Source organism: Modestobacter italicus (assembly GCF_000306785.1).
Taxonomy (GTDB): Bacteria; Actinomycetota; Actinomycetes; order Mycobacteriales; family Geodermatophilaceae; genus Modestobacter; species Modestobacter italicus.
The window spans coordinates 3,227,659-3,239,905 of the sequence record NC_017955.1 but is presented as its reverse complement, the minus strand read 5'-3'; the positions used below and the strand labels follow the sequence as shown (position 1 = coordinate 3,239,905).

14 protein-coding genes are annotated in these 12,247 nt (G+C 75.3%); 9 read left to right on the top strand and 5 right to left on the bottom strand.

Annotated elements, in window-relative coordinates:
• Nucleotides 1–10 precede the first annotated feature (10 nt).
• Entirely contained in the window at nt 11–904 is an 894-nt protein-coding gene (gene mmuM / locus MODMU_RS15490; protein ID WP_014741249.1) for a homocysteine S-methyltransferase, read from the bottom strand.
• 114 nt (nt 905–1,018) lie between these two features.
• On the opposite strand from mmuM, the gene MODMU_RS15485 reads away from it, so the two are divergent.
• A complete protein-coding gene (locus tag MODMU_RS15485; RefSeq protein WP_014741248.1) occupies nt 1,019–1,963 on the top strand; it encodes an MBL fold metallo-hydrolase in 945 nt (314 codons plus the stop codon).
• A gap of 161 nt (nt 1,964–2,124) precedes the next feature.
• Here MODMU_RS15485 and MODMU_RS15480 read toward each other — a convergent pair whose 3' ends face one another.
• Entirely contained in the window at nt 2,125–2,871 is a 747-nt protein-coding gene (locus MODMU_RS15480) for a hypothetical protein (RefSeq protein ID WP_014741247.1), read from the bottom strand.
• 189 nt (nt 2,872–3,060) lie between these two features.
• On the opposite strand from MODMU_RS15480, the gene MODMU_RS15475 reads away from it, so the two are divergent.
• Nucleotides 3,061–3,474 (top strand): VOC family protein, encoded by a 414-nt coding sequence (locus tag MODMU_RS15475; RefSeq protein ID WP_014741246.1) that lies wholly within the window; start codon nt 3,061–3,063, stop codon nt 3,472–3,474.
• Nucleotides 3,475–3,478: 4 nt separating this feature from the next.
• Here the strand turns inward: MODMU_RS15475 and MODMU_RS15470 are convergent, their stop codons facing one another.
• Entirely contained in the window at nt 3,479–3,973 is a 495-nt protein-coding gene (locus MODMU_RS15470) for a SixA phosphatase family protein (protein WP_014741245.1), read from the bottom strand.
• 41 nt (nt 3,974–4,014) lie between these two features.
• A complete protein-coding gene (locus tag MODMU_RS27140; protein ID WP_014741244.1) occupies nt 4,015–4,479 on the bottom strand; it encodes an SRPBCC domain-containing protein in 465 nt (154 codons plus the stop codon).
• A gap of 120 nt (nt 4,480–4,599) precedes the next feature.
• On the opposite strand from MODMU_RS27140, the gene arfB reads away from it, so the two are divergent.
• From arfB to MODMU_RS15450, 3 genes are read left to right on the top strand one after another with little or no spacing between them, the layout of a single operon-like run.
• Nucleotides 4,600–5,037 carry an alternative ribosome rescue aminoacyl-tRNA hydrolase ArfB gene (arfB, locus tag MODMU_RS15460; protein WP_014741243.1) on the top strand — a complete coding sequence of 146 codons (438 nt, stop codon included), beginning with the start codon at nt 4,600–4,602 and terminating at the stop codon, nt 5,035–5,037.
• 8 nt (nt 5,038–5,045) lie between these two features.
• The gene (locus MODMU_RS27135; RefSeq protein ID WP_014741242.1) at nt 5,046–5,504 is read left to right on the top strand and encodes a hypothetical protein; all 459 of its coding nucleotides are present in this window, start codon (nt 5,046–5,048) and stop codon (nt 5,502–5,504) included.
• A 26-nt stretch (nt 5,505–5,530) separates the two neighbouring features.
• Nucleotides 5,531–5,908 (top strand): VOC family protein, encoded by a 378-nt coding sequence (locus MODMU_RS15450; RefSeq protein ID WP_014741241.1) that lies wholly within the window; start codon nt 5,531–5,533, stop codon nt 5,906–5,908.
• A 15-nt stretch (nt 5,909–5,923) separates the two neighbouring features.
• On the opposite strand, the gene MODMU_RS28570 is transcribed toward MODMU_RS15450, so the two are convergent.
• Nucleotides 5,924–6,073, bottom strand: a complete 150-nt coding sequence (locus MODMU_RS28570) for a hypothetical protein (RefSeq protein ID WP_014741240.1) — start codon at nt 6,071–6,073, stop codon at nt 5,924–5,926.
• Between the two features lie 200 nt (nt 6,074–6,273).
• On the opposite strand from MODMU_RS28570, the gene MODMU_RS15445 reads away from it, so the two are divergent.
• The 4 genes from MODMU_RS15445 to MODMU_RS15430 all read left to right on the top strand — a co-directional run bounded on the left by MODMU_RS15445 (nt 6,274) and on the right by MODMU_RS15430 (nt 12,211).
• Nucleotides 6,274–6,600: an MmcQ/YjbR family DNA-binding protein gene (locus MODMU_RS15445; RefSeq protein ID WP_014741239.1), complete on the top strand. Its 327-nt coding sequence runs from the start codon at nt 6,274–6,276 to the stop codon at nt 6,598–6,600.
• A 174-nt stretch (nt 6,601–6,774) separates the two neighbouring features.
• Nucleotides 6,775–9,348, top strand: a complete 2,574-nt coding sequence (locus tag MODMU_RS15440; RefSeq protein WP_166503510.1) for a molybdopterin oxidoreductase family protein — start codon at nt 6,775–6,777, stop codon at nt 9,346–9,348.
• Nucleotides 9,348–11,888, top strand: coding sequence for a nitrite reductase large subunit NirB (gene nirB, locus MODMU_RS15435; protein WP_014741237.1), 2,541 nt, complete (start codon nt 9,348–9,350; stop codon nt 11,886–11,888). The genes MODMU_RS15440 and nirB overlap by 1 nt, the downstream gene beginning before the upstream one ends.
• Nucleotides 11,885–12,211, top strand: coding sequence for a Rieske (2Fe-2S) protein (locus tag MODMU_RS15430; protein ID WP_051144003.1), 327 nt, complete (start codon nt 11,885–11,887; stop codon nt 12,209–12,211). The genes nirB and MODMU_RS15430 overlap by 4 nt, the downstream gene beginning before the upstream one ends.
• Nucleotides 12,212–12,247 lie beyond the last annotated feature (36 nt).

Here is a 12,247-nt window from a genome sequence, read left to right as displayed (position 1 = left end):
GGGAGGACCGCTACCGGACGGCGTCCGCGATCGCGCGGACGTCGTCCGGCCGGACCCGGCAGCACCCACCGACCAGCCGGGCGCCGGCGGCCAGCCACCCCGAGACGTCACCCACCCCGGGCTGCCCTGTCCAGCGGCGCGCGGTCGCGTCCCACCGCTCGCCGCTGTTCGGGTAGGCCACCCCCGGCTTCCCGCTGGCGGTCGTGGCGACGGCGACGGCGGCCGGCACCGCACCCGGGTCGGTGCAGTTGACGCCGACGGCGATCACCGCGTCGACGTCGCGGGCCATCGCCGCGACGTCCGCGAGGCGCTCGCCGCGCCGGGTCCGCGGGACCCCGGCGTCGTCGACCACGGCGGTCAGTGACAGCCACGCCGGGACGTCGAGGCCGGCCAGCTCGCCCAGCAGCGCCTCCACCTCGGCGGCGGCGGGCAGCGTCTCGCAGGCCAGCACGTCGGCGCCGGCCTCGGCCAGCACCTGCAGGCGGGGGCGGTGGAACGCCCGCAGGTCGGCGACGCCCAGGTCGCTGACGTAGCCGCCGGTGTACTCCGACCCGTCGGCGAGGTACGCACCGTACGGGCCGACCGAGGCGGCGACCCAGCCGTCGGGCGCGCCCTCCCGGGCCAGCTGCACCGAGCGGGTCATCAGCGTGGCGGCCTCGGTCTCGTCGATGCCGACGGCGGCGAACCCCGGGAAGGTGGCCTGGTAGCTCGCCGTCGTGGCCACCCGGGCGCCGGCCGCGGCGAAGGCGGCGTGCGCGGCGACCACGGCGCCCGGGTCGTCCCGGAGCAGCCGGGCCGACCACAGCGCCGAGGTGACGTCGTGCCCGGCGGCCTCCAGCTCGGTCGACAGCCCGCCGTCGAGGACGACGGGTCCGGCGGCGAGCGCGGTCGCGAGGGTGGCCATGCGCCCATCCTCCGCCGACCGGCTGCCCTCCTGCCCGGGGGCGCCGGGCGGCGGCCTAGCCTCCCGGGAGGCAGCCGCCGCGGGCGGACGACGAGGCCGGGAGGGTCAGCGCCGATGAGCACGGTCACCGAGGGGACGGTCCTGCGAGGTGGCGCACCGAGCGTCCAGGAGGTCGGCGACGGGCTGTTCGCCTACGTGCAGCCCGACGGCAGCTGGATGGTGAACAACACCGGCTTCCTGGTGGGCCCGGACGGCGTGACCAGCATCGACACCTGCTCGACCGAGCGGCGCACCCGCACCTACCTCGACGCGCTCGCCCGGGTCACCCCGCTGCCGGTGCGCACCCTGCTCAACACCCACCACCACCCCGACCACACGGCCGGCAACGGGCTGCTTCCCAAGGCGACGATCGTGGCCCAGGACAACGCCCGCGCCGAGATGATCGCGCTGGGTGCGGCCCACCCGCCGGGCATCTGGTCGGAGTTCGACGCCGGCGTCCTCCCCTTCACGCCGCCGTTCCTGACCTTCCCGGACCGGCTGACCCTCTGGCTCGGGGACCGGCCCTGCGAGGTGCGGCACGTCGGCGGGCCGGCGCACACCACCAACGACGTCGTCGTCTGGGTGCCGGACGCCGAGGTGCTCTACGCCGGCGACCTGCTGTTCAACGGCGGCACGCCGTTCCTGCTGTCCGGGTCGGTGGCCGGTGCGATCACGGTGCTGGAGGAGGTGGTGCGCCCCCTCGGGGCCCGCACGATCGTCCCGGGGCACGGGCCGGTCTGCGGACCGGAGGTGATCGAGGACGTGCTCGGCTACCTGCGCTTCGTCCTGGACGTCGCCCAGCGGGCCGCCGCGGCGGGCGTCGGGCCGCTCGAGGCGGCCCGGGAGACCGACCTGGGGCGGTTCGCCGGCTGGACCGACCCCGAGCGGATCGTCGGCAACCTGCACCGGGCCATGGCCGAGCTGGCCGGGACGCCGGCCGGGGGGCCCATCGACGCGATGTCCGCGCTGCGCGACATGGTCACCTACAACGGCGGCGCGCCGCTGACCTGCCTGGCGTGAGCTACGGCCCACCGCGGCCCTCGGGCCCTCGTGGCACGGCCTCACCGTCGACCGGCTGCACGACCGGGTGCTGGGCCGCCCGGCAGCCGACGAGCACCGGCTGGTGACGCCGGCCGGTGAGGTGGTCGACCTGCCGCCGCTGCGCTGACCAGCGGGACCGGTCAGCGGCGGCGGCGGTCGGCGGCGACGAAGGCCACCGCCAGCAGCAGCGGGGCGACGGCGGCCAGCGCGGTCATGCCGAGCACGTCGACGAGCCCGGCGGTCGAGCGTCCGTCCGAGGACAGCAGCGCCCACCCCAGCCCGCCCAGCGGCACGGTGACCAGGCCGGTGCCGAGCGCCGCGCGCACCCGGGCGGCGCGGCCGGCGTCGGCGGCCAGGACGCCGGCGAGCACGGCCGGCACCAGCGGGACGGCGCAGCGCACCACCAGGTCGGCGGGCCGGTCGCCGGTCCCGGCGTAGGACGCCAGCGACAGGGCCGCGGCGACCGAGACCAGGGCCGCGCCGGACACCAGCCCCCACCACAGCCGGGCAGTGCCGGCCGACGGGAGGGTCTCCGCCGGCCGCACCGCCCGGCCGGCGGCCCAGACGCACGCGGCGGCGGCCAGCAGCAGGAAGGTGAGCAGCGACTGCGGGACGTCGGCCACGCCGCCCGGGCCCCGCGAGGGGAGCTGCCACGACTGGCGGGCGAGCGCCGCGAGCACCAGGGTCAGCGCCGCGCCGACCAGCAGCGGACCGGCCAGGCGGGGAGAGTGCTCGGCGGCTGCGCGGGCGTCCAGGGCCTCGGCGCGGCGGAGCAGGTCGGCCAGCGCCGCCCCGTCGTCCCGGGCCTCGTCCCGGCTCGCGTCCGGGAGCCGGTCGACGTGGTTGCCGGTCACCAGGTGGAGTCGGCCGGGAGCGTCCTGCGTCACCGGCCGAGCGTCACACACGGTGATGCCACCGGCGAGGTGAGGACGCCCCGTTCACCTGACCGGGCGACCCTCCGTCCGCCGGTCGAGGGCGTCGTCCGCCGGCCGGCCGCGAGCGGTGACGAGGACGCCCCGTTCGGGCGCGGTCCTCGCTAGGTTGGCCGTCCCGCACCCGACCTCCGGAGGACGGCCGTGACCTCTCGACTCAACCCCTACCTGAGCTTCTCCGACACCGCCCGGCAGGCCATGGAGTTCTACCGCGGTGTGTTCGGCGGGGAGCTCGCGCTCAGCACGTTCGGCGAGGCCGGTGGCGCCGAGGGCCCGGACGCCGACAAGATCATGCACGCCCAGCTCGAGACGCCCGCCGGCTACACGCTGATGGCGTCGGACACCCCGGCGGGCATGGACCGCAGCGTCGGCAGCAGCGTGTCGATCAGCCTCAGCGGCGACGACGGCGACGAGCTGCGCGGCTACTTCGCCGGGCTGTCCGAGGGCGGCGCGGTGACCATGCCGCTGGAGAAGCAGGTGTGGGGCGACGAGTTCGGCATGTGCGTCGACCCGTTCGGCGTGGCCTGGATGGTCAACATCTCGCAGCCCGCCGCCTGACCGGTCAGCTGCCCGGGACGGCGAACGCCACCAGCCGGGCGGTGCCGGGCGCGAGCTCGGCGAACGGCCGGTCGAGGTCGAACACGACCACCCCGCCGGTCGGGAACCCGGCCGCAGCGTCCCGTCGGGCCGCCGGGTCGCCGGCCCCGTCGTCCAGGGCGGCGGTGAGCTCGCCGATCGAGGGGTTGTGGCCGACGACGGCGAGCACCGCAACGTCCGCCGGGGTCTCCCGGACGGCCTCGAGCAGTGCCTCGGCGGTGTTGTCGTACACCCGCTCGTCGACGACGGGCCGCTGCCCGGCGCCGGCGCCCTCCCAGGTCTCCCGCGCCCGGGTGGCGGGGGAGACGAGCACCCGGTCGGGGACGAGGCCGCTCGCGGCGAGCCAGCTCCCGAGGGCGGCGGCGCGCTCGCGCCCGTGCGGGGTCAGCGGCCGGTCGACGTCGACGGGTGCAGCGGCGGCCTGGGCGTGGCGGACGAAGACGAGCCGGCGCTGCTGCACCGGCCGAGTGTGGCACTGCGGCTCGGCCGGTCGGCCTCCGCTCAGTCGGACCGGGTCGCCTGCAGCCGCTCGATCCGCGCCTTGAGGTTCTCGGGCACCGGCTCGAAGGCGGGTGCCCGATTGCGGTTGAGGGACCGGGTCAGCACCGGCAGCAGCAGGCCGCGGAACCGGATCTCCAGCCAGAGCCGCACCCCTGCGTCCCGCTCGACGATGGTCATGGTGTGGTCGGTGTCCAGCAGGCCCGGCGTGCCCAGCCGGGCCAGCCGCAGACCGAACCGCAGCCGTCGGTACGGGATCACCTCGACGACCCGGGCGCGCACCCTCGTCCGGAGCAGCGGGTTGGACGGCGGGAAGCTGAGGAAGACCTGGCCCCCGTCGGCGAAGGTCCCCTCCGCGCCGGTGAGCACCGGGGCCCACTGCGGGTAGGCGGGCACGTCGGTGAGCACCTCCCAGACGAGCTCGGGGCCGGCGTCGACGTCGACGGAGGTCCTCAGTTCACCGGCCATCGGGACCACCTCCTGGTGGTGAGCGCCTCGGCATGCTCACCGTAGGACGACCGGACCGGCGTCAGGGGGTGTTCCCACCTGCGGTCGTCCCCGCGGCGACGGTCCGGGACACTGACCCGCGTGCCCGGGGACGACGCCTACGCCGACCTGCCGGTGAGCGACCGCCTCGTCGTCCCGGCCGGTGCGCTGACGTGGCGGTTCTCCCGCTCCTCGGGCCCCGGCGGGCAGGGCGTCAACACCGCCGACTCGCGGGTGGAGCTCTCGGTGTCGCCGCTGGAGCTGGCCGGGCTGACCGACGTGCAGCGCCGGCGGCTGACGGAACGGCTGGGTCCGCGGCTGGTCGACGGGGTGCTGACCATCGCGGCGAGCGAGCACCGCCAGCAGCTCCGGAACCGGGAGGCGGCCCGGGCGCGGATGGCCGCCGTCCTGCGCGCCGCGGTCGCGGCCCCGCCGGCGGCCCGGCGGAAGACCAAGCCGTCCCGGGGGTCGCAGGAGCGGCGGATCAAGGCCAAGAAGGAGCGTGGCGAGACCAAGCGCCTGCGCCGCAGCACGGACTGAGGTCAGCCGTGGAGCACGCCTCGCCGGTCCGCTGGGCCGGTGCCCCGGCCGACGTCCGGGCGCTGGTGGGCGGGGCCGTGCTCGTCCTCGCGTACGGGACCGGAGTGCACGTCGTCCAGCTGGTCGGCTCCGGGTTCGACCCGTACCCGGAGCTGCCCGGGTGGCTGCGGGGGTACTTCGTCGCCCTGACCGTGCTCGACCCGCTCGCCGCGGTCCTGCTGGCCGGTCGGCGACGGTCCGGGGTCGTGCTGCTGGTGGCGGTGCTCGTCACCGACGCCCTCGCGAACGGCTGGGCGAACTACGGGCTGGACCCCGCGGCCGGGGTCACCCCAGGGCGGGTCGGCCAGGCGGTGATCAGCGTGCTGGCCCTCGTCGCCGTGCTGACCAGCCACCGGCTGTGGCGGTACGCGGAGGGCACGGGCCCGCGCCGGCGGACCGCGGTCAGCGAGCGCCGGGCAGATCGGTGAGCCGATCCAGGGTGTAGGACGGACGGGTGCGCATCGACCGGATCGACCACCTGGTGCTGACCGTCGCCGACCTCGACCGGACCGTCGCGTTCTACACGCAGGTCCTCGGCATGACCGCCGAGACCTTCGGCGAGGGGCGGACGGCGCTGCGCTTCAGCCGGCAGAAGATCAACCTGCACGTCCGCGGCGCCGAGTTCGAGCCGCGGGCAGCCCACGCCGGCACCGGCACCGGCGACTTCTGCCTGGTCACCGAGACCCCGCTGGCGGAGGTCCAGCAGCACCTGGCCGCCGTCGGCGTGCCGATCGAGGTCGGGCCGGTGACCAAGCAGGGCGCGCTCGGGCCGATGCGCAGCGTCTACCTCCGCGACCCCGACCAGAACCTCGTGGAGATCTCGGTCTACTGAGCCGGCACCGGCCGGTCAGCTCCGGTGCGCGATCCGGGTGCCCACCAGCACCCCCATCAGCGCCCAGAACGCTCCCACCCCGACGCCGGCCAGGACGACCCAGAAGGGCACCCGCAACTCGTCGGTCGCCACCTGGACCAGCCGTCGCTCCGTCTCCTGCTCCATGGGCGACAGCCTGGCCGACCCGCGCCACCGGCGACAGCTCTCACGAGCTGCTCGGCCGGGGGAGGCTCGTCCTGGACCTGCGGCTGAGCCGGGCCGTACGGTCCGCCACATGACGTCGAACCGGTCGTCCCACGGCCGCGGGCCGGTCGCCGCCCGTCGAGGACGGACCGGTCGGGCCGCCGCGGCGTCCCGGCACTGACGTGGACGCCGCCCAGGCCGCCGCGCTCGCGCTCGCGCTGCCCGGGGTGACCGAGGCCGACCACCACGGCCGGCGGTCCTTCCGGGTCGGCGCGGGCAAGGTGCTGGCCACCGTGCCGGAGGACGGCGTCCTCAACGTGATGGTCGGCGAGGACCTGGCGCGCGCCGTCTCGGCCCAGCCCGGGATCGAGCTGCTGTGGTGGGGTCAGCGGCTGTCCGGCGTCCGGGTCCAGCTGGCCGTCGTCGAGCCCGGCCAGCTCGAGGAACTGCTGCTCGACGCCTGGTCGCACAAGGCCCCCGCAGCGCTGCGCCGCCAGCGCGGGGACTGAGCCAGGACCCCGCGGAGGCTCGTGCTCTGCTGCCCACCAGGCAGCAGAGCACGAGCGTCGTGGACCTCCCTCTGGGCGGCCGCACCGTGCGGGGCGCCCGGGTGTGAGGGCGACGGAACGCGAGCTTGACGTGACCGCCGCCGCCGGGAAACCGGGCCCCCGGAACCTCGGGATGTGTCCGCCGCTGTGTCGTTGCCCCACCCCGGCACCGGCACGCGCACCACCGAGACGCACTGCCCCTACTGCTCGCTGCAGTGCGGCGTGACCATGACCGCCGGCGACCGCCCGGCCACCCTCGTGCCGGCCGACTTCCCGACCAACCGCGGGGGCCTGTGCTCCAAGGGCTGGTCCGCCCCCGAGCTGCTCGACCACCCCGAGCGGCTGACCCGGCCGCTGGTCCGCGCCGACCCCGCCGACCGCACCAGCCCGCTGGTCGAGTCCACCTGGGACGTCGCCCTGGACCGGGTGGTCGCCGCGATCACCCGCACCCAGCGCGAGCACGGGCGGGACGCGGTCGGCTGCTTCGGCGGCGGCGGGCTGACCAACGAGCAGGCCTACCAGTTCGGCAAGTTCGCCCGGGTCGCGCTGCGCACCAGCGCCATCGACTACAACGGCCGGTTCTGCATGTCCTCGGCCGCCGGCGCGGCCATCCGGGCCTTCGGCCTCGACCGCGGGATGCCCTTCCCGCTCGCCGACATCGCCGAGGCCGACGTCGTCGTCCTGGTGGGCAGCAACCCCGCGGACACCATGCCGCCGGCGATGCAGTACTTCGACGCCGGCCGGGAGCGCGGTGCCGAGCACGTCGTCATCGACCCGCGGCGCACGAGCACCGCGCGGAACGCGAGCCTGCACGTGCAGCCGCTGCCGGGCACCGACCTGGCGCTGGCCAACGGGCTGCTGCACATCGCGCTGGCCGAGGGCCTGGTCGACGAGGCCTACGTCGCCGAGCGCACCACCGGGTTCGCCGACGTCCGGGCCGGGGTCGCCGGGTACTGGCCGGACCGGGTGGAGCGGCTCACCGGGGTCCCGGTCGAGCAGCAGCGCCGGATCGTCCTCGCGCTGGCCCGTGCCCGGCGCGCCATCGTCCTCACCGCCCGCGGCGCCGAGCAGCACCGCAGCGGCACCGACACCGCCCAGGCCTGGATCAACCTGGCGCTCGCCCTGGGCCTGCCCGGCCGCGCGGGGAGCGGCTGGGCGACCGTCACCGGGCAGGGCAACGGGCAGGGCGGCCGGGAGCACGGGCAGAAGGCCGACCAGCTGCCCGGCTACCGGAAGATCACCGACCCCGCCGCCCGCGCGCACGTCGCCGGCGTCTGGGGCGTCGACCCCGACGACCTGCCCGGCCCCGGGCGCAGCGCCTTCGAGCTGCTCGACGCCCTGGGCACCGAGGGCGGCGTCCGCACGCTGCTGGTGCTGGCCAGCAACGTCGCCGTCTCCGCCCCCGACGCCCGCCGGGTGGTCAGCCGCCTCCGCGACCTCGACTTCCTCGCCGTCAGCGACTTCTTCCTCTCCGAGACCGCCGAGCTCGCCGACGTGGTCCTGCCCAGCGCCATGTGGGCGGAGGAGGAGGGCACGATGACCAACCTCGAGGGCCGGGTGATCCGCCGGCGCAAGGCGATGGACCCGCCCACCGGGGTCCGCGACGACCTGCAGCTGCTCGCCGAGCTGGCCGGCCGGCTCGGGGTCACCGGCTTCAGCGGGGACGCCGAGACGGTGTTCACCGAGCTCGGCCGGGCCAGCGCCGGGGGCACCGCCGACTACTCGGGCATCACCTACCGGCGGCTGGACGACGAGCAGGGCCTGTTCTGGCCGGTCCCCTCGGCGGACCACCCGGGCACGCCGCGGCTGTTCACCGAGCGGTTCGCCACCCCCGACGGCCGGGCGCGCTTCTGGCGGGTGGAGCACGTCGACGCGCACGAGCAGCCCGACGCCGAGTACCCCTACGTGCTCACCACCGGGCGGGTGCTGGCGCAGTACCAGTCCGGCACCCAGACCCGGCGCTCCCGCAGCCTGCAGCTCATCGCCCCGACCCCGCGCGCCGAGCTGCACCCCGACCTGGCCCGGAGCCTGGGCGTCGGCCCGGACGACGTCGTCGAGCTGGCCACCCGGCGCGGCCGGGCCCGGTTCCACGCCCTGGTCACCGACGCGGTCCGGCCGGACGTCGTCTTCGCCCCGTTCCACTGGGGCGGCGGGTCCAGCGCCAACGCGCTCACCGACCCCGCGCTGGACCCGACGAGCCGGATGCCGGCCTTCAAGGTCTGCGCGGTCGCCGTCTCCCGCGTCGGCGGGCCCGAGGAGCGCATCGCGGCTCCCGTGCCCGCCACCCAACCGCAGCCGCGCGCCCACGAACGACCGTCCGCCCCTGCACCGCACCCCCCGACACGGAGGAGGACCACCCGCGTGAAGAGCACCCCGCGCTTCCTGCACGGCGTCTACCCGATCACCGGCGAGGGGCTCGGCAAGCCCGGGCCGCTGGACCCGGCGCTGCGCTACCAGGTCCCCGAGGGACGGACGGCGCAGGCGCTGTACTTCCGCGGCGGCAACTCCACCGACGAGCTGGTCTACCTGCTGCTGGTCCGGGACGGCGAGCCGATGCGCTGGTTCCCGATCGGCGCCAAGGGCGACTGCCACGTGCCGCTGCGGGTGGTCGAGGACCTCGACGGCGGCACGGTCGTCGAGCTGCACGCCGCCGCCCCGGTGGGCGTCACCGGTGAGCTCGTCGTCGACCTCGGGCTGGTGGAGGTCTGATGACGGCGGTCCTGGGCGGGCGCCCCGAGGGCGTGAGCACGCTGCACTTCGCGATGGACGACGCGGACGGCGTCGACACCCGCCAGCGGCTGGTCGTGGTGGGCAACGGGATGGCCGGCGCCCGGGTGGTCGAGGAGGTGCTCGAGCGCGGCGGCGGCGAGCAGTTCGCGATCACCGTCTTCGGCGAGGAGCCGCACGGCAACTACAACCGGATCATGCTCAGCCACGTGCTGGCCGGCGAGGAGCACGAGGACGACATCGTCCTCAACAGCCACGACTGGTACGCCGACAACGGCGTGCAGCTGCGCGCCGGGGTGCGGGTCCAGCGGATCGACACCCACGCCAAGGTGGTGCACGCCTCGGACGGGACGAGCACCCCCTACGACCAGCTGGTGCTGGCCACCGGCAGCCGCTCGTTCATCCCGCCGATGACCGGGCTGTACCGGGCCGAGGAGGAGCTCCTCCCGGGCGTGTTCGGGTTCCGGACCATCGACGACACCCGGGCGATGCTCGCGGCGGCCGCCGAGCACGAGAAGGCCGTCGTCGTCGGCGGCGGGCTGCTCGGCCTGGAGGCGGCCCGCGCGCTGCAGGGCCACGGGCTGCAGGTCGAGGTGGTCCACGCCGGCACCCACCTGATGAACCAGCAGCTGGACCCCGACGGCGGCGCCATCCTCCGGCAGTCGGTCGAGGCGCTGGGCATCGTCGTCCACCTGGCCACCCGCACCACCGAGGTGATCGGGCCCGACCGGGTGCGCGGCGTCGTCCTCGCCGACGGCCGGGCCGTCGACGCCGACATGCTGGTCGTCGCCGCCGGCATCCGGCCGGTCACCGAGGTCGCGCTGATGAGCGGCATCGAGGTCGAGCGCGGCGTCGTCGTCGACGACCAGCTGCGCACCGACGACCCCGACGTCTACGCGGTGGGGGAGTGCGCGCAGCACCGGGGCGAGGTCTACGGGCTGGTCGCGCCGGTGTGGGAGCAGGCGCGGGTGCTCGCCGACCTGCTCACCGGCACCGACCCGGACGCCGAGTACCACGGCTCCCGGACGGCGACCAAGCTCAAGGTCGCCGGGGTCGACGTGGCCACCATGGGCGTCAACCGGCCCGAGCGGGACACCGACGAGTTCCTGGTCATCAGCGAGCCCCGGCGCGGGGTGCACCTGAGCGTCGTCGTCCGCGACGACCGGCTGATCGGCGCGACCCTGCTCGGGGACACCCGCAAGGTCGCCTTCCTCACCCAGGCCTTCGACCGGGGCACGCCGCTGCCGCAGGAACGGATCAAGCTGCTCGTCGACCTGTCCGACGGCGCGGCGGAGGTCGGTGTCGCCGAGCTGCCCGGCGACTCGCAGGTGTGCAACTGCAACGGCGTGTCCAAGCAGGCCATCTGCGACACCGTGGCCGGCGGGTGCACCACCGTCGGCGGGGTCATGGACCGCACCCGGGCCGGCAAGGGCTGCGGGTCGTGCAAGGGCCTGGTCAAGCAGATCGTCGAGTGGGCCGCGGACGGCGACGTCGTCGAGGACCCCACCGAGTCCTGGTACGTGCCCGGCATCCCGCTGGCCAAGCCGGCGCTGATGGCCGCCATCCGCGAACAGGGCCTGCTCAGCGTCTCCGCCGTCTTCGCCGCGCTCGCCCCCGGTGGCGCCGAGGACGCGAAGTCGAAGATGGGCCTCACCTCGCTGCTGCGGATGATCTGGGGCGCCGACTACGTGCAGGAGAACGACGCCAAGTTCATCAACGACCGGGTGCACGGCAACATCCAGCGCGACGGCACCTTCTCCGTCGTCCCGCAGATCAAGGGCGGGGTGACCACGCCCGCGCAGCTGCGCCGGATCGCCGACGTCGCGGAGAAGTACGAGGTGCCGATGGTCAAGATCACCGGCGGCCAGCGGATCGACCTGCTCGGCGTCCGCAAGGAGGACCTGCCGGCGATGTGGGACGACCTGGGCATGCCCTCCGGGTACGCCTACGGCAAGAGCTTCCGCACCGTGAAGACCTGCGTCGGCACGGACTTCTGCCGGTTCGGCCTGGGCGACTCCACCCAGCTGGGCATCGACCTGGAGACCCGGTTCCAGGGCATCGAGAGCCCGGCGAAGATGAAGCTCGCCGTCGTGGGGTGCCCGCGCAACTGCGCGGAGGCCTACGTCAAGGACGTCGGCGTCGTCGCGGTCGGCAACGGCAAGTGGGAGGTCTACGTCGGCGGCGCTGCCGGGGCCACCATCCGCAAGGGCGACCTGCTGGCCACGGTCGACTCCCCGGCCGCGGTGATCGAGCTGACCGGCCGTTTCCTGCAGTACTACCGGGAGAACGCCAACTGGCTCGAGCGCACCTACGACTTCGTGCCTCGAGTCGGCCTGGAGAAGATCAAGCAGGTGCTGCTGGAGGACAGCGAGGGCATCCTCGCCGAGCTCGACGAGGGCATGCAGCGCTCGATCGACGCCTACACCGACCCGTGGGGTCAGGACGGACGGCAGCCGGCCACCCCCGGCCAGTTCCGCACCGCGCTGCCGCTGGTCGACCTGCCGAAGGTGCCGGTCCGATGAGCGTGGTGCAGCAGACGACCACCCGGGCCTTCGTCGTCGGCCGGGTCGAGGAGGTGCCGCCCGGCGAGGGCCGCGCGTTCGTCGCCGGCGACGTCCCGGTGGCGGTGTTCCGGCTGCGCGACGGGTCGCTGCACGCCACCCAGGCCAGCTGCCCGCACGCCGGCGGCCCGCTGGCCGACGGGCAGACCGACGCGAACGTGCTGGTCTGCCCGATGCACCTGTTCGCCTACCGCTGGACCGACGGCGCCTCCACCAGCGGCGCCGCCCCGGTCCGTCTCTTCGCCGTCCGCGATGAGGACGGCGACCTCGTCGTCGAGCTCTGACCCCGGTTTCGGCACCGAACCCCGACCAGGTTTCGG

Coding starts and splice junctions, on each gene's coding strand:
- mmuM (WP_014741249.1), bottom strand. CDS start 904: ATGGCCACCCTCGCGACCGCGCTCGCCGCCGGACCCGTCGTCCTCGAC.
- MODMU_RS15430 (WP_051144003.1), top strand. CDS start 11,885: ATGAGCGTGGTGCAGCAGACGACCACCCGGGCCTTCGTCGTCGGCCGG.
- MODMU_RS15485 (WP_014741248.1), top strand. CDS start 1,019: ATGAGCACGGTCACCGAGGGGACGGTCCTGCGAGGTGGCGCACCGAGC.
- MODMU_RS27140 (WP_014741244.1), bottom strand. CDS start 4,479: ATGGCCGGTGAACTGAGGACCTCCGTCGACGTCGACGCCGGCCCCGAG.
- nirB (WP_014741237.1), top strand. CDS start 9,348: ATGACGGCGGTCCTGGGCGGGCGCCCCGAGGGCGTGAGCACGCTGCAC.
- MODMU_RS28570 (WP_014741240.1), bottom strand. CDS start 6,073: ATGGAGCAGGAGACGGAGCGACGGCTGGTCCAGGTGGCGACCGACGAG.